The sequence below is a fragment of the Candidatus Rokuibacteriota bacterium genome (assembly GCA_030647435.1).
Lineage (GTDB): Bacteria > Methylomirabilota > Methylomirabilia > Rokubacteriales > CSP1-6 > AR37.
Window position 1 is genome coordinate 81,834 of sequence record JAUSJX010000078.1, and the last position, 22,898, is coordinate 104,731.

Annotated in this window: 23 protein-coding genes; 14 read left to right on the top strand and 9 right to left on the bottom strand. The window is 69.4% G+C overall.

Going from position 1 to position 22,898, the window contains the following annotated elements:
• Positions 1-37: 37 nt before the first annotated feature.
• From Q7W02_14345 to Q7W02_14360, 4 genes are all read right to left on the bottom strand, one after another.
• Positions 38-313: an ABC transporter substrate binding protein gene (locus Q7W02_14345; GenBank protein MDO8477346.1), complete on the bottom strand. Its 276-nt coding sequence runs from the start codon at positions 311-313 to the stop codon at positions 38-40.
• Positions 314-326: 13 nt separating this feature from the next.
• Entirely contained in the window at positions 327-662 is a 336-nt protein-coding gene (locus Q7W02_14350; GenBank protein MDO8477347.1) for an ABC transporter substrate binding protein, read from the bottom strand.
• Positions 659-1,021, bottom strand: coding sequence for an ABC transporter substrate binding protein (locus tag Q7W02_14355; protein MDO8477348.1), 363 nt, complete (start codon positions 1,019-1,021; stop codon positions 659-661). Before Q7W02_14355 ends, Q7W02_14350 begins: the two co-directional genes overlap by 4 nt.
• Positions 1,022-1,153: 132 nt before the next feature.
• On the bottom strand, positions 1,154-2,527 hold the full coding sequence (locus Q7W02_14360) for a DUF222 domain-containing protein (protein ID MDO8477349.1): 1,374 nt from the start codon (positions 2,525-2,527) through the stop codon (positions 1,154-1,156).
• 349 nt (positions 2,528-2,876) lie between these two features.
• On the opposite strand from Q7W02_14360, the gene Q7W02_14365 reads away from it, so the two are divergent.
• Positions 2,877-3,116, top strand: a complete 240-nt coding sequence (locus tag Q7W02_14365) for a hypothetical protein (GenBank protein ID MDO8477350.1) — start codon at positions 2,877-2,879, stop codon at positions 3,114-3,116.
• Between the two features lie 51 nt (positions 3,117-3,167).
• Positions 3,168-5,069, top strand: a complete 1,902-nt coding sequence (locus Q7W02_14370) for an aldehyde ferredoxin oxidoreductase family protein (GenBank protein ID MDO8477351.1) — start codon at positions 3,168-3,170, stop codon at positions 5,067-5,069.
• A gap of 9 nt (positions 5,070-5,078) precedes the next feature.
• Here the strand turns inward: Q7W02_14370 and Q7W02_14375 are convergent, their stop codons facing one another.
• The 3 genes from Q7W02_14375 to Q7W02_14385 all read right to left on the bottom strand — a co-directional run bounded on the left by Q7W02_14375 (position 5,079) and on the right by Q7W02_14385 (position 7,111).
• Positions 5,079-5,915 carry a serine hydrolase gene (locus Q7W02_14375; GenBank protein MDO8477352.1) on the bottom strand — a complete coding sequence of 279 codons (837 nt, stop codon included), beginning with the start codon at positions 5,913-5,915 and terminating at the stop codon, positions 5,079-5,081.
• A gap of 28 nt (positions 5,916-5,943) precedes the next feature.
• Positions 5,944-6,837 carry a VOC family protein gene (locus Q7W02_14380; protein MDO8477353.1) on the bottom strand — a complete coding sequence of 298 codons (894 nt, stop codon included), beginning with the start codon at positions 6,835-6,837 and terminating at the stop codon, positions 5,944-5,946.
• 91 nt (positions 6,838-6,928) lie between these two features.
• Positions 6,929-7,111, bottom strand: a complete 183-nt coding sequence (locus Q7W02_14385; protein MDO8477354.1) for a hypothetical protein — start codon at positions 7,109-7,111, stop codon at positions 6,929-6,931.
• Between the two features lie 232 nt (positions 7,112-7,343).
• Here Q7W02_14385 and Q7W02_14390 point away from each other — a divergent pair, with 232 nt between their 5' ends.
• Positions 7,344-8,729 carry a DUF222 domain-containing protein gene (locus tag Q7W02_14390; protein MDO8477355.1) on the top strand — a complete coding sequence of 462 codons (1,386 nt, stop codon included), beginning with the start codon at positions 7,344-7,346 and terminating at the stop codon, positions 8,727-8,729.
• A gap of 175 nt (positions 8,730-8,904) precedes the next feature.
• Here Q7W02_14390 and Q7W02_14395 read toward each other — a convergent pair whose 3' ends face one another.
• Positions 8,905-9,897 (bottom strand): alcohol dehydrogenase catalytic domain-containing protein, encoded by a 993-nt coding sequence (locus Q7W02_14395; GenBank protein ID MDO8477356.1) that lies wholly within the window; start codon positions 9,895-9,897, stop codon positions 8,905-8,907.
• Positions 9,898-10,072: 175 nt separating this feature from the next.
• On the opposite strand from Q7W02_14395, the gene Q7W02_14400 reads away from it, so the two are divergent.
• From Q7W02_14400 to Q7W02_14450, 11 genes are all read left to right on the top strand, one after another.
• On the top strand, positions 10,073-10,495 hold the full coding sequence (locus Q7W02_14400; protein MDO8477357.1) for a hypothetical protein: 423 nt from the start codon (positions 10,073-10,075) through the stop codon (positions 10,493-10,495).
• Between the two features lie 31 nt (positions 10,496-10,526).
• The gene (locus Q7W02_14405) at positions 10,527-10,679 is read left to right on the top strand and encodes a hypothetical protein (protein ID MDO8477358.1); all 153 of its coding nucleotides are present in this window, start codon (positions 10,527-10,529) and stop codon (positions 10,677-10,679) included.
• A gap of 9 nt (positions 10,680-10,688) precedes the next feature.
• Positions 10,689-11,483, top strand: coding sequence for an aldolase/citrate lyase family protein (locus Q7W02_14410; GenBank protein MDO8477359.1), 795 nt, complete (start codon positions 10,689-10,691; stop codon positions 11,481-11,483).
• Between the two features lie 20 nt (positions 11,484-11,503).
• Positions 11,504-12,796 carry an ABC transporter substrate-binding protein gene (locus Q7W02_14415; protein MDO8477360.1) on the top strand — a complete coding sequence of 431 codons (1,293 nt, stop codon included), beginning with the start codon at positions 11,504-11,506 and terminating at the stop codon, positions 12,794-12,796.
• Entirely contained in the window at positions 12,793-13,650 is an 858-nt protein-coding gene (locus Q7W02_14420) for a sugar ABC transporter permease (protein ID MDO8477361.1), read from the top strand. The genes Q7W02_14415 and Q7W02_14420 overlap by 4 nt, the downstream gene beginning before the upstream one ends.
• Complete coding sequence (locus Q7W02_14425) at positions 13,647-14,462, top strand: carbohydrate ABC transporter permease (protein ID MDO8477362.1); 816 nt, start codon at positions 13,647-13,649, stop codon at positions 14,460-14,462. Before Q7W02_14420 ends, Q7W02_14425 begins: the two co-directional genes overlap by 4 nt.
• Before the next feature lie 382 nt (positions 14,463-14,844).
• Positions 14,845-16,101 (top strand): M23 family metallopeptidase, encoded by a 1,257-nt coding sequence (locus Q7W02_14430; protein MDO8477363.1) that lies wholly within the window; start codon positions 14,845-14,847, stop codon positions 16,099-16,101.
• Between the two features lie 309 nt (positions 16,102-16,410).
• A complete protein-coding gene (locus Q7W02_14435) occupies positions 16,411-17,793 on the top strand; it encodes an MmgE/PrpD family protein (GenBank protein ID MDO8477364.1) in 1,383 nt (460 codons plus the stop codon).
• Positions 17,794-17,802: 9 nt separating this feature from the next.
• The gene (locus Q7W02_14440; protein MDO8477365.1) at positions 17,803-18,825 is read left to right on the top strand and encodes an extracellular solute-binding protein; all 1,023 of its coding nucleotides are present in this window, start codon (positions 17,803-17,805) and stop codon (positions 18,823-18,825) included.
• A 32-nt stretch (positions 18,826-18,857) separates the two neighbouring features.
• Entirely contained in the window at positions 18,858-20,567 is a 1,710-nt protein-coding gene (locus Q7W02_14445) for an iron ABC transporter permease (GenBank protein MDO8477366.1), read from the top strand.
• 5 nt (positions 20,568-20,572) lie between these two features.
• On the top strand, positions 20,573-21,661 hold the full coding sequence (locus Q7W02_14450) for an ABC transporter ATP-binding protein (GenBank protein MDO8477367.1): 1,089 nt from the start codon (positions 20,573-20,575) through the stop codon (positions 21,659-21,661).
• 213 nt (positions 21,662-21,874) lie between these two features.
• On the opposite strand, the gene Q7W02_14455 is transcribed toward Q7W02_14450, so the two are convergent.
• Positions 21,875-22,852, bottom strand: coding sequence for an ABC transporter substrate-binding protein (locus Q7W02_14455; protein ID MDO8477368.1), 978 nt, complete (start codon positions 22,850-22,852; stop codon positions 21,875-21,877).
• Positions 22,853-22,898 lie beyond the last annotated feature (46 nt).

Consider the following 22,898-nt stretch of genomic DNA (forward strand, 5'->3'; position numbering starts at 1 on the left):
GCGTCGAGACGAGGCGGAACTGGTCGCGGCTGGCCCATCACTGGATGACCTCGTCCGCCCGCCCCAGCACCGACTGCGGGATCGTCAGGCCGAGGGCCTTGGCGGTCTTGAGGTTGATCAGCAGCTCGAACTTCGTCGGCTGCTCGACGGGGAGGTCGGCGGGCTTGGCGCCCTTGAGAATCTTGTCCACGTAGGTAGCGGCGCGCCGCCACGCATCAGCATTGTTCGGTCCATAGGACATGAGGCCCCCGGCATCGACATACTCCCTCCATGGGTACACTGCCGGCAGCCGGTTCTTGGCCGCCAGGTCCACGAGGCGTCTTCGCTCACTGGAGAACATGCCGCTTGGCAACACAGTCAGAGCACCCACGCGCCCTGGTCATGTCCGAGAAGGCCCTGTCGAAATCGGCGGGACCTCGCGCCTCAACGAATTGAGGCCGCACCCCCAGCGCCCGCGCCGCGACGTCTGCTTCCTTCAGCATGTCCTTGACCGTGCGTTCGCCGGCGGCACCTGGCTGCCAGAGGACAGCGACGCGACTGACCCCCGGAACGGCCTGCTTGAGCAGTTCCAGCCACTTGCCGACTAGCTCCGGGGAGAGGATCGACAACCCCGTGAGATTGCCGCCCGGCCGCGCAAGGCTGGTGACGAGCGCGCTCGTCACCGGCCAGCACCAATGAAGACAATGGGAATGGTCCTGGTCGCTTGCTTGGCGACCAGCGCGTGGGGTGTGCCTGGGGCCACGATGACATCAACCTTAAGCGCAACCAGTTCGACCGCAAGAGCGGGGAGCCGCTCGAACTTCCCCTCGGCATCTCGCCATTCAATCACGAGGTTGCGGCCCTCGACGTAACCGAGGTCACGCAGTCCTTGGAGGAAGGCCTCGGGCACGTGGGGGGCAGCGGCCCGGTTGAGCGCCAGGATGCCTATTCGAGCGATCTTGGCCGCCTGCTGCGCCTCGGCGGCGAACGGCGCGGCGACGACGCCGCCAGCCAGAGTGCCGAGGAACTCCCGCCGATCCATCACTGGATTACCCCGTCGGCGCGCAGCAGGTGGGACTGTGGGATCGTCAGGCCGAGCGCCTTGGCAGTGTCGAGATTGATGCTCAATCTCCTTCGATGCGGGCCAACGATCTCGAGAACAGGCGCCCTGACCTTAGCGTCTGAAGCCAGAGTGGTCAAGCGACGCTGGTCTCTGCGCCCGGGGGTGCAGGACGTCGATCGCCCAACCCAGATCGAGGCGCTCCCCGAGCCAGCCGGCGCACGCCGTGCGGGCGTCGAGGCGAAGGCCATTCGAGTCGTGACAAGCGCGGAGAGCCTCGACGGGATCATCGGGCACCGCGGCAGGCGGCGGCACGTCAGGCAGCGGGCGGCCGTCCGGCCGCCGGAACCGGAGGGCCCCGTCAGGGCCGCGCTCGACCTGGTACCCCTCCTCGTGCACCGCCCGGTGATGCCTGCGGCAGAGGAGCGCAAGGTTCGAAAGCGTCGTCGGCCCGCCGTGCGCCCAGTGGCGGAGATGATGCCCCTGGCCATTGCTCACGCCGCAACCGGGGAACCGGCAGCCCAGGTCCCGATGGTGGAGCGCTCGCCGTAAGGCCGGGGGAATCGTCCGGGTCCGGGCCCCGATCTCCAGCAGGCGCCCGGCGTCGTCGTGGCGCATCACCACCCGGCTCGCGTCGCACGCCAGGCGCCGGGACGTTTCCGCGGAAACGCGCGCGCCGTCCTCGAGGACGGATTGGCCCGGCTGATCCGGATCGGCCAGCGCCTCGGCATCGACGTGGACCACCACCTGGTAGCGCTCGCCCGGGGCGCCGGGATCGAGCCCATGGTGCAGGGCCGTTTCCGCGAGCAGGGTCAGGGCATCGGCCTGCCGCTGGGCCATCGAGGGCGTTTCCGCGGAAACGCCCATGGGCTTGGCGTCGCCGTTCGGCACGCGGGCTCGCTGGTACAGGGCCTCCCGCGCTGCCGCGAGCGCCTGGACGAGCAGCGCGCCAACCTCCGGCTCAAGCCGCCCCCGGAGGACCACCATGCCGTCCTCGTCCTGGTGCACGTGAAGCGCTCGGCTCGCGTGCCGCAGGGTGGTCTCCCGAGCCTCGGCCCGCCGATCCACCAGGCGCCAGCCGCGCACGATCCGCTCGACATGGGCGGCCGTGCCGGCGCGCCCCACGGCCAGGAGCCGCGCCTCGGTCTCCGGCGTGGCCACCCGGGTGAGCGCACGGACCTTGGCATACGAGAGCTCCCCGCGACCCAGGGCTTCGGCGAGGAGCGGCAGGGTCTCGAGGGCGCGCGCGACACGGACCCGCTCACGGGCCGCGCCCAGATCGAGCCCCACCCGCCAGGAGAGCCAGGCGGCGCAGGAGCGGAAGCCCGTGTTCCACCCCCCGCGGGCGTCGAACTCCCGGATCATGGCGAGCAGGCGCGCGGTGGCGGCGTCGAGGTGCGCGGACAGCTCGGCGATCTCGTCGCCGAGCCGGTCGAGCGCCGCAAAGGGATGCTGCGAGGCAGTCACAGGTGAGACGCGGCTCTGCATGGCGAGCCCTCCTGCGCCGACTCTACACCCCGGTTTCCGCGCCTCCGTCGAGCCCCCGGGGCGCGCGTTTCCGAGACGGGGAATGATTTTTGACTCGACCCCGCTCGAATGCGCGCCGGCCGACGAGTGTGGGCCGCTGGGCCGTCACCTTCAGAGCACTGCCGCCGAATGACCATGGCGCCCCGCGGAAGCTGTCAAGCGGAAAAACACGCGATGCCGACTCTCGGTGTATCCCTCCGCATACAGTGACGCTGCTCGGAGTTCTCGGCTAGCCTCGGCGTCACTCAGCGCCATGAAGCACGCAGAGCGACCCGGTCTCCATCGCTGGTCCCGCCGCGAGTACGGGTTGATGATCGACCACGGCCTCCTCGACGGCCTTCTGCTCGTCAAGGAGCCCCAGCACAGCCCGCACCGGACGGAGGTCTGCGTCGTTCGCCGCTCGCCGCGTGACTACCCCGCCGCGCATCCGACTCGCCCGGCGCTCATCGCCGAAGTCGCGCTGCCGGTAGGCCAGCGTGAGCACCAACTGGCGCACCGGGACGAACGGAATCGCTTCGCCCACGAGGTGGACTGCGGGATGCCCGGTTGAGGTACACTTCACTGGGTCGCGAGAAAGAAACCCAGAGGGAGGACTTGAGACTTGGCACTCACCGCCACCGTCTATCACGTTGACCTGAGCCGCGGCACCATCGAGACGAAGACCCTGCCCGAAGACATCTACCGCAGGTACCCGGGTGGAAGCGCGCTCGCCGCGTACCTCCTCCTGAAGTCGATTCCCGCCGGCGCCGATCCGCTCGGCCCCGACAACGTGCTGGTCCTGGCCGTGAGCCCGCTGACCGGGCTCGCGATCTCGGGGCAGAGCCGGATGACCGCGTGCGCGCGCTCGCCGCTCACGGGCGCCATCGGCGACAGCCAGTGCGGCGGCTTCTTCCCCGCCGAGATGCGGGCGGCCGGCGCCGACGCCATCGTCTTTACCGGACAGGCCAAGGAGCCCGTGTACCTCTGGCTCAACGACGGCAAGGCCGAGCTACGTCCCGCCAAGCACCTCTGGGGCAAGGTCACCGCCGAGGTCGACAGCCTCCTCAAGAAAGAGATCGGCGACGAGAAGGTCGAGATCGCGCAGATCGGCCCGGCGGGCGAGAACCTCGTGCGCTTCGCCGCGATCATGAATATGGTCAATCGCGCCAACGGCCGCACGGGCCTGGGCGCCGTCATGGGATCGAAGCGGCTCAAGGCGGTCGTGGTGCGCGGCAGCAAGTCGCCGAAGCCGGCGGTGCCCGAGGCCTTCCGCGGCCTGGTCAAGCGGCTGAAGGAGCTGCAGGAGGCGAACCCCGGCATCGTGTGGTTCGGCGAGTACGGGACCGCGGGCGTGCTGGCCATCCAGGACAAGGTCGGCGGTCTGCCGACGCGCAACTACAACGAGGGCACCTTCGAGCTGGCCAAGAACATCGACGGGACGACGCTCGCCAAGACCATCCTCAAGGAGCGCGACACCTGCTACGCCTGCGTGGTGAAGTGCAAGCGCACGGTCGAGGTCCACGAGCCCGGCCTCGACATCGACCCGATCTACGGGGGCCCCGAGTACGAGACCTTGTCCCTCTTCGGCTCCATGTGCGGCGTGGGCGACCTCAAGCTCCTCTCCAAGGCCTCGGCCGACGCCAACATGTACGGCATGGATACGATCTCGGCCGGCGGGACCATCGCGTGGGCGATGGAGGCGAAGGCAAAGGGCCTCCTCGATGACAAGGGGCTGGGCCTGGAGTACGGTGACGGCCACTCCGTCCTCCGCGCCATAGAGGCCATCGCGCTCCGACGCGGCGCCGGCGATCTCCTCGCCGAGGGCAGCCTCCGCGCGGCGAAGACGCTCGGCCAGGCGGCGGTCGACCTCACCGTGACCGTCAAGGGGCAGGAGCTGCCGGCCCACATGCCGCAGGTCAAGCGCTCGCTGGGCCTCATCTACGCCGTCAACCCCTTCGGCGCCGACCACCAGTCCTCCGAGCACGACTCGGCGCTGCGGGCCAAGCCCGGCACCCTACAGAACCGGCGGCTCGAGGAGCTGGACATCGCCGCCAGCCTGCCGCTCACCGATCTCTCGGACGCCAAGGTCCGCTTCGCCTTCCGCTCGCAATGCTTCTACTCCGCCCTCGACACGCTCGGGCTCTGCCAGTTCGTCTGGGGCCCCTCGTGGCAGCTCTACGGCCCGGCCGAGACGGTCGAGCTGGTGCGCGCCGGCACCGGGTGGCAGGCGACAATGGACGAGCTGCTGGAGATCGGCGAGCGGAAGATCAACCTCGAGCGCGCGTTCAACGCCCGCGAGGGCATGGGCAAGGCCGCCGACGTGCTGCCCAAGAAGCTCTTCCGGCCGCTCGAGGGCAAGGGCCCGAGCGCCGGCGTGGCGCTGACCACGGAGGAGTTCGAGCACGCGCGCGAGAGCTACTACCGCCTCGCGGGCTGGGACACGGCGACGGGCTACCCGACGCCCGCCAAGCTGCGCGACCTCGGCCTCGACTGGCTCGCCGACAAGGCGCCCGCGGCGCGCTGAGACTGGCCGCTAAGCGAGAGCGTCCCAGCAGAGGCGGGACATCCTGCCGATGAGCTGGTAGGCGGCGGCGAAGCCCGGCGTGCCGTCGGGGAGCGCGGCGGGCACGCGTTCCGTGTACGCGGTCAGGATGAAGAGCGGCGCGGCATCCTTGTAGATGATGCCCGCGTCCATGAAGCCGCGCGATCCCGTCCCCGTCTTGTGGGCGACCCTGGTGCCGAGGGGAAGCTGGGACGGCAAGCGGGTCTTCAGCTTCTGCCAAGACAGGATGTCGAGCCCCAGGCGGCAGAGCTCGGGCGTCGAGCCGAGCTTGGCGGCCGCGGACTTGTCGGAGGCGCCGCGCAGGATCATCTCGAGTAGCATGCCCTGGTCGTTGGGCGTCGTCGTCGTCACCTGCTCCAGCGTGTGGTCGGGCCCGAGCCGCGGCGGGATGCCGAAGCGGTGGATGGTCCGCGTCATGCCGGCCGACTCGCAGAAGCTCTGCACGTTCCCGAGCCCGACCAGATCGACCACGGTGCCGGTGCACGTGTTGTCGCTGACGATGATCATCTGCACGAGCGCGTCGCGGAAGGTGATCCAGAAGCCGGGCGTCATGTGCTGGAAGGTGCCCGAGTCGTTGTCCTGGTACTTCGCCTCGATGGTCACCTTCTCGTCCAGCGCGAGCTTGCCGTCGTGCACGGCCTTGAGCGCGGCCATCAGGATGGAGATCTTGCGCGTGCTGGCCGAGGGCACGGGCACGTCGCCGAGCCGGTTCGCGATTTTCCCCGTCTTCAGGTCCTTGAGATACCAGCTGGTCTGAAACGGCAGGGCCTCGCAGAGGGCGTTCATCTGCTTGACGAGAGCGTCCATGGTGGTCTCCTCGGGAAAGGTTAGTAAATCACGACGCCGGCCCCACGAAGCCGATGTAGGCGCCGCACGCATGCTCCGGTCCCACCAGCATCGCTTGCTCGCCGGTGTTGCGGACGCCGCGGACGGGAGGCGGCACGCCGTGGTCGGCCATCCAGCGGGCGGCGGCGTCCATGCTGCTGGTACGGTACAAGACCTGGAACGGTCTCGGCCCGCGCCGGCCGAGCGCCTCGGCGGCGGGACCGGGCTCGGCGGGCTGGGCCACCGTCAGGCCCGTCGGCCCGAGGTCGAACACCGCCATGTCGGCCTTGATGACCGCGCCACGCTGGATCGGAGGCACGGGCATGCCAAGCACTTGACCGTAGCTCGCGGCTGAGGCCGCGACGTCTGAAACCGCGATGTACACGCGGTCGGTACGAAGCACGCCGTTGGGGTGCTGACCTGCGCGCGGCACTTGCGCGCGCCGCTCAGCGAGGGACGTCAGGTGTTGGATGAAAAGCACGGGGAGCGGGTTTCCCTGTCCCAGCGCGGCCATCTTCCATTGCAGATCCTGTCCGCCCGGGGTCCGGCGCGCGCCCGGACTGGGATCGCTCACGTCGACGCCGCGTTGCCGCATCGCAGCCACGTCGGCCGCCAGGTCGTCGCTCTGAACGATGACGTAACGAAACCCGCCACCGCCAGAGAGGAAATCCAAGAGGGAGGGCCCCGCGTTGCCAGCGGCCGCTCGCGCCGCCAGGTACTCATCCCGGTCGCTCACGCTGACCAGCTCCAGGTAGTCCTCACCGTGAAAGGCGATGGCGTTGCGCGTCCCCTTGCCCGGGTGGGCGCCGCCCGGGTAAATGTTGAATCCGATGCGGGTGTAGGCGTCGATGCCCCGCTCCAGGCTGGCGACGCCGATCATGACGTGATCGATCCGGGTCACCATCGCGCCGATCCTGCCAGATTGCGACGGCCCGGTCAAACCCGGCCCCGGCGCGTGCTGCAGGGGCAGAGTCCAACCCCGAGACTGGGACGGATTACTGATGGGAGGGGGCGGGAGCGCGCAGGTCGGCCGCCTCCTCGCTCGCCGCCGACCTGCGAAAGCCTACGATCTGCGGGCGCCAGCGAGCGTGCGGCGCCAGGACCCCCTGGTAGAGGAGCCAGTGCACCGCGGGCCGCGGCGTCAGCGCGGCCAGCCTCTCCAGGAACTCGGGATACACCAAAAGTCGGCATCCCACGCTTTTCCGCTTGACAGCCTCGGCCGGGTGAGTCGGTCTCTCGGCAGCAGCCCTCGGCAAGTGCCGGCCCAGCGGCATGCATCGGTCCACCGGTGCGCGATCGGGCGGGATCCGATCGAAAATCATTTCGCGTCCCGGGATCGCCCGGCCCGGGCGCTTCCCGGGGGCTCGAAAATCAGGGTGTAGGGTCACTTCAACAGAAGGAGGGCTCGTTATGCAGGTCCATTCGCCATCTGAGCTGGACCGGCTCGGCGACGAGATCGCCGAGCTGTCCGCGCACCTCGACGCCGCCACCGCGCGCCTCCTCGCCTTGATCCGAGAGTTCGACGCGCGCGGGGGATGGAACACAGGCTTTCGCTCCTGCGCCGCCTGGCTGAGCTGGAGGGTGGGGCTTGATCTGGGCGCGGCGCGTGAACGGGTCCGGGTCGCGCGCGCCCTCGAGACGCTGCCACTCGTCGCCCAAGCCCTTGCCCGCGGGCAGGTGTCGTACGCCAAGGTCCGCGCCATCACCCGCGTGGCCACGCCGGAGACCGAAGCTCGACTGCTGGCGGTGGCGCGCGCGGGCACGGCCGCCCAGGTCGAGCGGATCGTACGCGGTTGGCGGCGGGTGGACCGGCGGGCCGAGGCTCGGGAGACCGCGCAACGGCATGCGAGCCGAGCACTTCACCTGCATCAGGACGAGGACGGCATGGTGGTCCTCAGGGGGCGGGTCGAGCCGGAGGTCGGGGCGGTGCTCGTCCAGGCGCTCGCAGCAGCGCGCGAGGCCCTCTACCAGCGAGCCCGGGCCGAGGCGACGACCGCGCGCCCGGCTGATCCGACCGAGGACACCCCTACCACGGCCCAGCAGCAGGCCGATGCACTGGCCCTGCTCGCAGAGACGGCCCTCCATCACGGACTCGATCCCGGCGCCCCGGGCGAGCGCTATCAAGTGGTGGTCCACGTCGACGCCCAAGCGCTGGCCGATCCGGATCAGCCGGGCCAGTCCGTCCTCGAGGACGGCGCGCGCGTTTCCGCGGAAACGTCCCGGCGCTTGGCCTGCGACGCAAGCCGGGTGGTGATGCGCCACGACGACGATGGGCGCCTGGTGGAGATCGGTGCCCGGACCCGGACGATTCCACCCGCCTTGCGGCGAGCGCTCCACCATCGGGACCGGGGCTGCCGTTTCCCCGGCTGCGGCGTCCGCTTCGGCCAGGGGCATCATCTCCGCCACTGGGCGCAGGGCGGGCCGACGACGCTTTCGAACCTCGCGCTACTCTGCCGCCGGCATCACCGAGCGGTGCACGAGGAGGGCTACCAAGTCGCGCGCGGCCCCGACGGGACTCTCCGATTCCGGCGGCCGGACGGGCGCCCGCTGCCTGAGGTGCCGCCGCCCGCTGCAGTGCCCGGTGATCCCGTCGAGGCTCTCCGCGCGTATCACGACTCAATCGGCCTTCACGTCGACGCGCGGACGGCGTGCGCCGGCTGGCTCGGGGAACGGCTGAATCTGACTTGGGCGATCGACGTCCTGCACCCCCTGGCCCAAGGAGCCCGACCTCGTCGATCATCCGAACGGGGATCGCCGCCTGCCCACCTTTCGACGACCGGAGCGCAGGCGACCTAAAGGCCATTATCGGACTGGGCCGGCGCCGGCGGGGGCCGGCGGCGGGGTGGCTGGCGCCGAGAGAGCCACTCGTACCGCTTCGGTGATCGCCCAGCCGGGCCAGTCATCAGCGACGATCGTGCGCCGGCGAGCGCGGGGCAGTCAGGACGCGTCCTGCAGGGCCGGCCCTGTCTCGCTACGGCGCGATGACGGTCTTGGCGCCGTGGCCGGCCGCGGCGTGGGCGAAGGCCTCGCCGATCCGCTCCAGCGGGAAGCGCGCGGTGATCAGCCGCTTGACCCCGAGCTTCGGCATCAGCGCGAGCGCGCGGCGGAACGCGGTGCCGCGCCCGAACGCGCCGCCGATCCTGAGCTCGCGGTAGTGGACGTCCCAGAGGTCGAGCGGCAGCCGGCTACCCTTCGGATTCACGCCCACGAGCTGGAGGTACCCGGTCGCCCGGGTGAGCGCGATCGCTTCGGCGACCAGCTCCGGCTTGCCCACCGCTTCGCAGACGACATCCGCGCCGCGGTCCCGTGTGAGCGCCATCACGCGATCGCGCAGGCTCTCTCTCGAAGGGTCAACGACCACGTGAGCGCCCAGGCGGCGCGCGATCCGGCGGCGCTCCTCGATCGGGTCGGAGAGGATCAGGCGCTTGGCGCCCCGGCGGCGGGCGAGCGCCATGGTGAGAAGCCCCATGATGCCGCCGCCGATGACGAGCACCGTCGCCCCGCGCGGCATGGCGAACGTCTCGAGCCCCGCCAGGCAGCAGGCGGCGGGCTCAGTCAGCGCGGCCGTTGCCGCATCGAGGCCGCGCGGCAGCGGATGCACGCAGGTCGCGGGCAGCGCGACGCGCTCGGCAAAGCCTCCCACGCGGACCGCGCGCTGGCACTGCGAGATGTGCCCCGCCTCGCACGCGGCGCACTCCCCGCACCCGTACGACGGCTCGCACGCAACCGCACGCCCGAGCAGGCGCCGGCTCACCCCTCGGCCCACCTGGAGGACGACACCGGTGTACTCGTGCCCGAGCACCATGGGTGGCGTCCACGGGAAGAGCCCCTGCGTCGCGTGGATGTCGGTGCCGCAGATGCCGGCGGCGTGAATCCCCACCACGACCTGCCCCGGCCCGGCCACGGGATCGGGCACCGCGTCGATCGTGAAGCGGCTCTCGCCGCGCCAAGTGGCAACGTTCATGTGGAGATCCTCATGAGAGCATCGACGATACGGGCGCGGATGTCGGATTGCAAGACCTTGCAATCATGCATTGCCGATCAGAGCCAGCCGCGACGAACGACCATCTGCTGACCGCCACTTCCGCCCGGCGCTTGTCACAGCGTCCTCTCACCGTCCTGGTGCCCTTGTTGCCTCCATGGATCCGAAAACCCTCATGGGAACTTTGTGCGGGGCGCTGCTGCTCGTGATTTCCGCCTTCATGCACAAGCCCGGAATCTCTGGTCCCACGATCCTTTCCGGCTTGCGTCCGCCGGAGGGGGAGATGGGGCAGCCCAAGGGGTTTCCGCCGCTCTACAAGTGGATGCTGGCGCCGGATCTGGTGGCGGCGCACTGGCTGGGGGCGAAGGTCAACGGCAAGGAACTGGTGGAACCCCTCAACGTGGTGTTCGTGGATCGGCGGTCCAAGAGCATGGAAGAGGCGCGGGTGGTTCTATCTGAAACCTTATCCGTGGCGGGCTTCCCGAGCCGCACCGGGCATTCGGGGGGCTACTGCGCATTCTATGGATGGCCGTCTGCATCCGCATCTGCCTTCGGAACCCAACCACGCGTTCTCGGATGAACCCTTCGAGCTTCCCAACGATCACGGCCGGGTGTTCGGGCCCGTATCCCTCGAGGGCCGCTTCGTCTTCGTGGCCGCCTTCAGCCGGGAGGGCGTCGCGCCCCTCGACAAGGTGAAGCACCGCTACGTGTCCTTCAACCGCGCCCGGGACGCGGTGATTGACGGGGCGTGCCTGCCCCTCTAGACTCGGCGCATGCGACGCAATCGACTCCGGGAATTGCTGCGGGCGGGCCAGCCCTCGATGGGCACTCACATCCACTCGGCGTGGCCGGCGGTGGTGGAGCTGGCCGGGCACACCGGCCTCTTCGACTACGTGGAGTTCGTGGGCGAGTACGCGCCCTACGATCGCTTCGCGCTCGAGAACCTCGCGCGGGCCGTGAAGACGTTCGACCACATGACCGCCATGTTCAAGGTCGAGCAGCAGCCGCGCACCTACCTGGCGGTGCGCGCCATCGGTGCGGGGATCCAGAACCTGCTCTTCGCCGATCCGCGCACGCCCGACGACGTGCGCGACTGCGTGCGGAGCGTGCGGGCCGAGACGCCCGAGGCGGGCGGCCTCCACGGGGTGGGCATGCGCCGCGATGTCGGCTACGTCGTGGACGTGGGCTCGCCCGCGTTCGTCCAGGCGCTCGACGACGCGGTGGCGGCGGTGATGATCGAGAAGGCCTCCGCGGTGGAGAACCTGGAGGCGATGCTGTCGGTGAAGGGCGTCGACATGGTCCAGTTCGGGCCCGCCGACTACTCGATGAGCATCGGGCTCGCGGGACAGTGGAGCCACCCCCGAGTTGTCGAGGCCGAGCGTCACGTCATCAAGACCGCCCTGCGCATGGGCATCGCGCCCCGCGCCGAGATCTCGCATCCGAGCGAGGCCAAGGCCTATCTCGACCTGGGCGGGCGGCACTTCTGCATGGGCTGGGACATGAGCATCCTCTTTGATTGGTTCAAGAACGAAGGCCGGACCCTGCGCGATCTGCTGGGCGGGGGCTAGCCCGCCCGGGCGCCGCCTTCATGGCTCGCCGCCCGGCGCGCGCCGTCCTGCTCGTGCCGCTCCTCCTGCTCGCGCTGATCGCGGGCGGCTGCGGCGAGCGCGCGGGCAGCGGCGCGCCGGTGACGCTGGTCTTCAAGCACGCCAAGATCCTGGGGCCGGCCGATCCGCTGCCCGGTTTGCTCCGGCGCTTCGAGGCCCGGCACCCGGGCGTGCGCGTGCAGAGCGAGGCGCTGACGTGGAGCTCGGACGAGCAGCACCAGTTCTACGTGATCAACCTCGAGGGGGGCAGCCCGCCCTTCGACGTCATGATGCTCGACGTGATCTGGGTGCCAGAGTTCGCGCGAGCGGGATGGATCCTGGACCTCACCCCGTTCGTGCCCGCGGCGGAGCGCGACGCGCACTTCCCCACCGCCATCGAGCCCGCGGTGCAGAGCGGTCGTCTCTGGGCGCTGCCGTGGTTCATGAACGTGGGCCTCCTCTACTACCGGCGCGATCTCCTCGCCAAGTACGGCTTCACGCCGCCCGAGACCTACGAGGCCCTGGCCGCGCAGGTCCGCCGCATCCGCGCGGGCGAGGGCGATCCGCGGCTCGACGGCTATCTGTGGCAGGGCAAGCAATACGAAGGCGGCATGGTCAACGTGCTGGAGGCCTTGTGGGCCAACGGCGCACGGCTGCTCGACGAGGTGGGCCGGCCGTTCCCTGACCGGGAGCGCGCGCGGGAGTCGCTCGCGTTCCTGCGCGGGCTCATCGAGAGCGGGGTGAGCCCGGCCTGGGTGACCGCGGCCGACGAGGAGCTGACCCGGCGGCCCTTCGGCGACGGGCGGGCCATCTTCCTGCGGAACTGGCCCTACGCGCTCGACCTCTTCGAGCTGCCGGACTCGCGCGTGCGCGGCAAGGTCGGCGTGGCGCCGCTGCCGCGGCTGCGCCACGGCCCGGTGGGCGCCGCCTCCACCGGCGGCGCGCACCTCGCGGTCAGCGCGCGCACGCGGCACCAGGCGCTCGCGGTCGATCTGGCGCGCTTTCTCACGAGCAAGGCCGCGCAGCGGGCGATGACCGAGGGCGCGGCGCTCCGGCCCTCGCGGCCGAGCCTCTACCAAGACGCGGCCCTGGTCGCGCGCGATCCGAGCCTGCCCGCCCTGCTCGGGCTGATGGAGAAGGGGCACCCGCGCCCGATCACGCCCTACTACCTCATGCTCTCCACCACGCTGCAGCCCGAGTTCTCCGCGGTCCTCGTGGGTCGCAAGTCACCCGACCGGGCCATCCGCGACGGCACCGCCCAGGTCGAGCACCTGCTGCGGGCCATCACCCCGTGACCGACCGCCGCCTCGCCTGGATCCTCCTCGCGCCCGCGCTCGCCGTGCTCGGCGGCCTCACCGTGTACCCGGCGCTGTGGGTACTGTGGCTCTCGCTCCAGTACCGCGTGCCGGTGTTCTCGATCTCGCGCTGGGCCGGCCTCGAGCACTATGCGTTCCTCGCCGTCGACACCCGCTTCTGGAACGCGGCGTGGGTCACCGGTGTCTTCACGGTGTGCTCGGTGGCGCTCGAGTGCGCGCTGGGGCTCGCTCTGGCGCTCGGGCTGCGGGGCCAGTACCGCGGCCGCCGCGTGGCCCTGGCGCTCCTGCTGCTGGCCTGGGCGCTGCCCTCGGTGGTGACCGCCAAGATGTTCGAGTGGCTCTACCATCCGGCGGGCGGGCTCGTGAACTTCCTGGTGGGCGGCCGGACCATCAACTGGCTCGGGGACCCCGACCTAGCGCTGCCCGCCTTGATCGCGGCCGACGTCTGGCGCGCCACGCCGTTCGTGACGCTGCTCTGCTTCGCGCGCCTGCTGACGATCCCGGCCGATCTCTACGAGGCCGCGCAGGTGGACGGCGCCGCGGGCCTGCAGGCCTTCGCGCGCATCACCTGGCCGCTGGTGCGCCCGATCCTCCTCGTCGCGCTGCTCTTCCGCACGCTGGACGCCCTGCGCGCCTTCGACATCATGTTCGTGCTGACGGGTGGCGGACCGGCGGGCGCGACCGAGACGCTCACCGTGTACGCCTATCGGGCCCTGTTCCAGACGATGCAGATGGGGTTCGGCTCGGCCATCGGGGTGGTCGTCTTCGCCTTCGTCATGGTGGTGGCGGTGGCCTACCTGTGGGTGATCAACCGACAGGATCAGACGGCGTGAGAGCCAGCCGGGTGCGCGATGGGCTCGTGCTGCTCGCGCTCGCGATGTACGCCGCCCCGTTCTTCTGGCAGGCGATGACCTCGCTGCGGCCCGACACCGAGCTGCTACCGTTGACGCATCTCTGGCCGAGCCGCCTCACGCTCGCCCATTACGACGTGGTGTTCCGCCAGAGCCTCATGCCGCGGGCGCTCGTCAACAGCCTGGGCATCGCACTGCTGAGCACGCTCCTTGCGGTGGGGCTCGGCGCGCTCGCGGCCTACGCGCTGGCGCGGCTGCCGGTGCGCGGTCGCAGCGTCATCCTGCTCGGTATGATCGCGGCCACCGCGTTTCCCCAGATCGCCACCGTGAGCCCGCTCTATCTACTGATGCGCGCCCTGGGCCTGCGCGACACCTGGCTCGCGCTGATCCTGGCCAACGGCTCGTTCACTCTGCCGCTGGTGATCTGGCTGCTGGCGGGCTTCATCCGCGAGATCCCGCGCGCGCTCGAGGAGGCGGCGATGGTGGACGGCGCGGGCCGGCTGGCCACGCTGCGCTGGGTGGTGCTGCCGCTGGTGGCGCCGGGCATGGCCTCGGCGGCCCTGCTGGCCTTCCTCTTTTCCTGGAACGAGTTTCTGTTCGCCTACAGCCTCACCGCCACCGAGGCCAGCCGCACGGTGCCGGTGGCCCTCGCGCTCTTCCCCGGGGTGTTCGAAGTGCCCTGGGGCGACATCGCGGCCGCCTCGCTCCTCGCGAGCCTGCCGCCCATCCTCATCGTGGTCGGCTTCCAGCGCTACCTGGTTCGCGGCCTCCTCGCCGGCGCCCTCCGCGAGTAACCCTCTCCTCGGGACCGGCGAAGGACAGCCGCAACACGCCGAGGGGCTTTCCTACCGTATGATTGACGTCCACCCGCCTGGTCGCGCGCACCACGCAGGCGCAGTAGCGCTTCGGCTCCGTCTTCGAGCCGATGATGAGGGTGTTCGCTGACTGCTCCGAGCGCCTACTGCGGCGCGGACCTCGTGAGCCGCTTCAGCGGGCGGGACTGCGCGAGCGGCTCGCTCGGGGTGATGCCGGACCAGGATCTGATGCCGCTCGTGATGGCCAACGCCCTTCGCTTCACCAAGTACGGAGCGCGGGCGCGCCGCCGGCGCCTTCGCTCGGCCCGTGGCCGTTTAGGTTGGGACCCTCGCGCTCCCGCGGTATCCTAGCCGCATTGTCATGAAGCGCTCCTACCGCCTCGTCTCCGTTGCCGTCCTGCTCGCCCTGGGCGTGATCGGGGTCGCCGTCCGCACGCGCGCGCCCGAGCCGCCCCGCGCACGACCCGACATCGGCCAGGCGCCCGAGCCCGCGGCCCCGGACCAGAGCCCGGCCCCCATCGAGATCGTGCTGAAGCGCGGCGAGACCCTGGAGACCGCGCTCCGCCGCGCCGGCGTCGAGCGGGCCGAGGCCGCCGCCATCGTCGCAGCCCTCCGGAGCAGCGTCAACATGCGCCGCCTCGCGCCGGGCGAGCAGCTGACGGTCGTGCCGGGGCCGGAGGGACCGCCCGCGGAGGTCGTGTACGTGCGCTCCCCCGCGGAGCGCTACGAGATCCGGCCCAGCGGCCATCGCTGGACGGTCACCGCGGTTCGCGCAGACGTGGACACGCGCGTGGTGGCGCTCGCCGGCGAGGTGCGCGACTCGCTCTTCGCCAGTATCGAGCGTCTCGGCGAGGCGGCCAGCCTCACCGCGCGGCTCGTCACCCTCTTCGAGTGGGACTTCGACTTCGCGGCCGACTCGCTGCCGGGTGACCGCTTCCGCTTCCTCGTGGAGAAGCGCTACGTCGGCGACACGCTCCTGGGCTACGGCGACATCCTGATCGCGCAGTACTCGAGTATCGGCCGCTCGCTGCTCACGAGCGTGGCCTTCGAGGACAGCGGCGGGCGGCGGAACTACTACGACGCTTCCGGGCGCTCGGTGCGGAAGATGTTCCTGCGCGCCCCGCTCGACTTCACCCGCATCACCTCCGGCTTCTCCCATGCGCGCCATCATCCGATCCTGGGTGGGCTGCGGCCGCACCTCGCGGTGGACTACGGGGCGCCGGTCGGCACGCCGGTCCGCGCGGTGGCCGACGGCGTGGTGACCCAGGCGGGAAGGGATGGCGGCTTCGGCCTCACCATCACGCTCCGTCACGCGCGCGGCTACGAAACGATGTACAACCACCTGTCCAAGATGGACGTCCGCCGGGGAGAGCGGGTGCGCCAGCGCCAGGTCATCGGCCGCGTCGGCACCACCGGCCTCTCCACCGGGCCGCACCTCGACTACCGCGTGCGCAAGGGCGGCGTGCTCGTGAATCCGCTGGGCGAGAAGTTCATCCCCGGCTCGCGCGTCACCGCGCACCGCCGTCAAGCCTTCTCGGTCCACGTGCAGGCGCTGCTGGAGCGGCTCGAGGCGCAGGCGCCTTTCCCGTCGTCCGCCCCCGGCCCTGGCCGATCCTGAGGCCGCCGCCCGGCTCACCGGCGTCCCCGACGTCCCGGCAAGACCCACCCGCTTGTTCAGGCCGCGAACCGGATCGAGCCTCTGCTACTCGTGCGGCCAGCTCAACCGCGTGGGGAGTGGAGATAACATAGAGCCCGTTCTCGATCATGGCGCCCCGCGGCCCAGGCTCTTCCCTCCTTGTCACAGCTCTTCCCCTTGTCACAGCGCGGATAACGCCCCTCCCATCCCGAGCCGAGCCTGCCAGAGCGCGGCTCGGAATCCTCCTGCCCGGATCGGGGTCAGGTTGACTCCCGTGGTAATCTTCCGCACGTGCCGCGTCCTTCGGTTGCCCGGCGCTACGCGCGCTTCGTCCTCGGCCTGGCGCTGGATCAGGTGCCGCCGCCGGTGGCCGCGAAGGCGACCTCGCTCGCCCTCGACACTCTCGGCAGCTGCCTCGCGTCTTCGCGGGAGGACTTCGGCAGAGCCGTCCTGCAGGCCGCCGAGCGCCTGGGCGGCGCCCCGGAGAGCACCCTCATCGGAACCAAATCGAGGTCGGGCGCGGCGAGCGCGGTGCTCGCGAACGCCACGCTCGCCCACGGTCTCGACTTCGACGACACCCGGGAGGACGCCATCGTCCACACTGGCTGTGTCGCCGTCACCACGGCGCTTGCTGTCGGCGAGGCCCTCGGCGCCTCCGGCCGCGCGGTGCTCGAGGCGATGATCGCGGGCGTGGAGGTCATGTGCCGGGTCGGCCTCGCGGTGCCGGGCAGCTTCCACGCGCGCCACTATCACCCGACGTCTCTCACGGGCAGCTTCGCCGCGGCGGCGGTCGCGGGCAAGCTCTACGGCCTTACGGAGGACCAGCTCGTCCACGCCTTCGGGATCTGCGGCAGCCAGGCCGGCGGCATCATCGAGTACCTGGCAGACGGCTCGTGGACCAAGCGCCTGCACCCCGGCTGGGCCGCGCACGCGGGAGTGGCCGCGACGCTCCTCGCCCGCTCGGGTTTCACCGGTCCGGAGACGGTCTTCGAGGGCGTTCACGGGTTCTACCAGGCGTTCGCCGGCGGCTACGAGGAGCCCAACCTCGACGCTCTCCTCGCGACCCTCGGCCGCACATGGGAGCTCGCCGAGCTGACGCTCAAGCCCTATCCCTGCGGCTCCATCGCCCAGCCCTACATGGACTGCGCGCTCCGGCTCCGGCAGCAGCATCAGATCAAGCCCGAGCAGATCGCCGGCATCCGCTGCCGCACCGCCGAGGGCCCGATCCCGCGCCTCTGGGAGCCCCTCGCGAGCAAGCACAGCCCGCAGAACGGGTATGCCGCCAAGTTCAGCCTGCCCTATCTGCTCGCGCTCATGCTCGTGAAGGGACGGGCGACGCTTGCCGAGTTCACCGACGAGGCGGCGCGTGACCAGGCGGTGCTGGCGGTGGCGGGCAAGGTCGGCTACGAGGTGGACGCGACCATCGACTATCCCCGCCAGTTCATCGGGCACGTCGCCATTCGCCTGCACGACGGCCGCCACCTCGAGGAGCACCAGGATCACCCGCGCGGCGGGCCGGACTTCCCCATGACGCGCGAAGAAGTCGAGGCGAAGTTCCTCGGCAACGCCGCTCTCGCCGTACCAGCGGAACAGTCAGCTCGCGTCGTCACACTCGTGGGGCAGCTCGCGGCGCAGGCGCACGTCACCGCCTTGATGGATTCTCTGACGGCCTAGGGGGATGAGATGACACGACTTCGGCTCGCGACAAGCCTGACAGTGCTCGCCCTGCTCCTCTCCGCCGCCTCCGCGCCCGCGCAGGACGCGCGCCTGGAGGCGGCGAAGAAGGAAGGCAAGGTCGTCTGGTACACCTCCCTCGCCTTGTCCAGCTCCGAGAAGGTCGCCAAGCTCTTCGAGGCCGCGTATCCCGGGATCAAGGTCGAAGTCCACCGGACCGGCTCCGAGCGGATCCTCCAGCGCCTCATGCAGGAGCTCCAGGCCAACATCAAGATCGCCGACGTGGTCCACACCTCCGACGCGGGCCACTACGTGCTGCTGAAGGACAAGAAGCTCCTGATGAAGTACGCGCCGGCCGGCGTCGATCGCTTCCCGGCCGCCTTCAAGGACAAGGACGGCTATCACTACGGCCTCCGCGCCACGGTGAACGTCATCGCCTACAACTCGAAGATCGTTCCTGCCGCCGAGGCGCCGCGGACATGGAAGGACCTGCTCGACCCGAAATGGAAAGGCAAGCTCGTCACGGCGCATCCGGGGTACAGCGGCGTGATCGCGACCCATGTGCTGGCGCTGGTGCATCTCCACGGCTGGGACTACTTCAAGCAGCTCGCCCAGAACAAGCCCATGCTGGTCCAGTCGGCGGTCGACCCCTCCGGCGTCGTCGCCTCGGGCGAGCGGCCCATCGCGGCGAACGGCGGCGACTACACGTTCTACCAGGTCAAGAAGAAGGGCAATCCGGTCGAGATCGTGTTCCCGAAGGAAGGCGTCCCGCTCGTCGTGTCGCCGAGCGCCATCACCGCCTTCGCGCCGCACCCGAACGCTGCCCGTCTCTTCACCGACTTCATCTTCAGCCGCGAGCTCCAGCAGGTGCTGGCCGACAGCGAGGGGCTGTACACGGGCCATCCTGACGTGAAGTACCCGGCCGACCGGCCCAAGCTCTCCGAGCTGAACCTGCTCCGCGTGGACCCGGAGGAGCTGGAGAAGCGCAACGAGGAGATCAAGACGCGCTTCGTCGAGTTCTTCGGAGCCTGATCCTGATCCGAAAGCCCACGGCCGACCCGGAGATGGCCCGGTCTCATCCCTCGCGGCTCGACGGCCTCGATCGCTCCGCTCCCGTCTGGGTCCTGACGGCGGCCGTGCTCGCGCTGCTGATCCTCCTGCCGCTGGGCTGGCTCGGCTACATGAGCGTGAGCTCCGAGCGCGGCGTCACGCTCGCCCACTACGCCCGCGTCTTCGCCGACCCCCAGCTCCAGAAAGCGCTCTGGAACACGGTGGTGTTGGCGTTCTGGTCGGGACTCCTGTCGGTCGCCATCGGCGCGCCCATGGCCTGGCTCTCCGCCCGCACCGACCTGCCCTGGTCGCGGGTGATTCGGAGCCTCATCATGGCCTCCTTCGTGACGCCGCCCTTCCTCGGCGCCTTCGCGTGGGTCATGCTCGCCGGGCCGAACGCCGGCTACCTCAACAAGCTCTACCGAAGCCTGACCGGTGCGAACGACCCGCTCCTCAACATCTTCACGATGCCGGGGCTGATCTTCGTGGTCGCGATCTACACCTTCCCCTACGTGTACATCATGATCGCCAACACGCTCGGGCTGATCGCGTCCGATCTGGAGGAGGCCGCGTCCATCCTCGGCGCCAGCCGCTTCCGGGTGGCGCTGACCATCACGCTGCCGATGGTCGCGCCCGCCATTCTGAGCGGCTTCATCCTGTCCGTCCTGCAGGCGCTGGCGCTCTTCGGCTCCCCGGCCATCCTCGCGCTGCCGGCGGGCTTTCACACGGTCACGACGCAGATCTGGGCGCTCTTCCACTACCCGCCCAAGGTCGAGATGGCGGCCGCCTTCTCCGTGCCGCTGCTGCTGGCCACGGCGCTCCTGCTGCTCGTCCAGAAGAGGCTCCTGGGCCGACGCGGCTACGCGTCGGTAGGCGGCAAGGGCGCGCAGCGCCGGGCGATCCCGCTCGGCCCGTGGCGGTACCCCGCGCTCCTCGGCTGCCTCGCGGTCCTCGGCTGCGCGGTGTTCCTCCCGTATGGGATCCTCGCCAAGGCCGCCTTCTCTCGCGCCTGGGCCCAGCCGCTGACCTGGGAGAACTTCACGCTGGCGAACTGGTCGTTCACGTTCCTGTACAGCTCGACCCAGGGCGCCATCGTCAACACGCTCGAGCTGGGCGTGCTCACGGCCTGCGTCGGCGCCGGGCTCGCGGCGCTGCTCGCCTATGTCACGAATCGCAAGCTCATCGTGGGCCACCAGCTCCTGGCCTTCCTCGCGCTGGCGCCCATCGTCATTCCCGGCACCGTCCTCGCGGTCGCCCTCTTCATCGCGTACACCCGCCCGCCCTTCCTCCTTTACGGCACACTCTGGATCCTCTTCATCGCCTACCTGACCAAGGAGATGCCCGTCGGCTACTCCCAGTCCGACGCCACGTTTCGCGGGATCCATCCCGAGCTGGAGGAGGCGGGCCGCATCCTGGGCGCCGGGCGTCTGCGCGTGCTCCGGGAGATCACCGCGCCGCTCGCCAAGAGCGGCATCATCGCCACCTGGTGCTTCATCTTCATCGGCGTCATCCGCGAGCTGTCCGCGTCGATCATTCTCTTCACGCCCAATACCAAGGTCATATCGGTCGTGATCTTCGACCTCAAGGAAGAGGGCCAGTTCGGCGCCATCGCGGTCCTCGGCATCTTCATGCTGGGCATGACGTTTGCCGTCGTTGCTTTGATGCAGACGCTCCTCGGCAAGGACGTCCTCGGGCAGAGGCCGTCCGCGAGCGCGCCGGGGTAACCGCGATGCCCGGCGTGACGATACGGGGTCTGACCAAGCGCTACGGCGACGTCGCCGCCGTCCTAGGCCTCGAGCTGCGCGTGGAGCCCGGCGAGCTGGTGGCGCTGCTCGGGCCATCGGGCTGCGGCAAGACGACCACGCTGCGGCTCGTGGCGGGCTTTCTCAAGCCGGAAGCGGGCGAAATCTGGGTCGGAGAACGCTGCCTCTCGTCGCCGGCAGCGGTGGTCCCGCCCGAGCGGCGCCGGATGGCGATGATCTTCCAGAGCTACGCGCTGTGGCCGCACATGACGGTGGATCAGAACGTCGCGTACGGGCTGCGGTTCACGGGAGTGCCGAAGGCCGAGAGGGACCGGCGGGTGAAGGACATCCTGAAGGCGGTCCAGCTCGAGGGCTACGGATCCCGCTATCCCGGCGAGCTCTCCGGCGGCCAGCAGCAGCGCGTCGCCGTCGCGCGTGCGCTGGTGGTCGAGCCCGAGATCCTGCTCCTGGACGAGCCGCTCAGCAACCTGGACGCGAACCTCCGCGAGGAGATGCGCTTCGAGATCCGGCGCCTGCACGAGACGTTCGCGATCACGACGCTCTACGTCACGCATGATCAGGCGGAGGCCATGGTGATCTCGGACCGCGTGGCGGTACTCCAGGACGGGCGCGTCGCCCAGGTCGGCACGGCCGAAGAGCTCTTCGAGCGTCCGCGGACGCGCTTCGTCGCCGAGTTCATCGGGAAGACCAACCTGATCGACGGCCGCGCCGAGGGGACGGCCACCGTCGCCCGCGGGGACTTACGCCTGCGCGTTGCCTCGGCAGGCCTGACGGCCGGCGCGCCGGTCGCCGTCTCGATCCGGCCTCACCAGATCGAGCTGGCGCCGCGAGCTAGAGCCGGCGCCACGGCCGCGCGGGAGACTAACGTCCTCACGGGTACCGTCGTGCGCGCGAGCTATCTCGGCGACGGAGTCGACTACCAGGTCCGGATCGAGGGAAGCGACGTCGTCCTGCGCGTGGCCGGCCCGGCCCCGCCGCGTGTGCGGCTGGGCGAGAGCGTCAGCGTGAGCGTGGCGGTGAGCGCGTGCGTCCCGCTGCCGTCAGGGGGCGGCTAGGCCCGGCTCACCCGCTCCGGAACAGCACCGAGACGTCGAGGTCCGGGTTGAGCCTGCCCATCTCGGCGTCGACGGCCCGGCGCACGTGCTCCCTCTCCTCCAGGTCCGACAACACGATGAGAGCGTCCGCGCGTTCTCTGATCATCGCCGAGAGGGCGCTGTCGAATTCGTTTGGGCACCTTCACACCGTAGCCCTGGTGCACATTCCCTTTCTCACCGCTCAATAATCTTCTCCGCACGAGTGAACACCTCCCTCGGTAGCGTGATTCCTATCGCCTTCGCGGTCTGAATGTTAATTACTAAGTCAAACCTCGTCGGAATTTGAATCGGAATGTCGGCGGGCCTTTCACCGCGTAACGCTTTGTCCAGACTTTGCGCGCACTGTTTCCCAAGAACTCGCCACGAGGGACCATAGGCGGCCAGCATCCCCTTTTCCGAAAAAGATTCCTCATGAGCTATTGAGGGAAGTTTGACTTCGTTCAGACGTGCGATCACCGCGTCGATGGCAGCGGTGACCTTTGCCTCACCAAGGTGGAAGAAGGCATCATATTCGCCTCGCCTGATGCTCTTCATTAGGGCCACTACGTCATCCTTCGATCCAACGTGCTTTTCAATGAGCGCAATCCTAAGCGCGTTTGCAGCTTCCCGAAGAATCACGATCGCACCGTGTGAGAACCTATTTTTCGGATCGTATGGGACAAGTACCCGACGAACATCGGGCACCATCATTTTTAGAACCTCCAGCCGCTTCGGACCGGTCTGCCCGACGTAATTACTGCAGCCGGTAAGGTTGTTGCCCGATGAGCGCCAGCTTCGCACCAATCCAGTGCCCACCGGATCACTTACAATGTTGAAGATGATTGGAATGTTTTTTATGACCTGCGCCACGTGTGTTGTCACCGGCGTCGAAACGGCATAGACAACATCGACTTTCTTTCTCAAAAACTCCTCAGCGGCAGCTCTGGCTTTCTCATCGGAACCTGCGGCATCCACGACGGTATAAGCGATATTCTTGCCTTCTTCATATCCGAGCTCTTTCATACCTTCCTGCATGCCCAGAATGACTTCGACCTGCCCACCGCCAAAGGAGACAACACCCACGTGATAAGGTTCTTTGGACCACGACACGTCACGCCACCCGGCCATGGCCAGGAGTATCGACGCAATAATGAACCAGCGCTTCTTGAACATGCTAGTGAACCTCCTCCGTGGCGCGTACGTAACATGACGCCTGTTC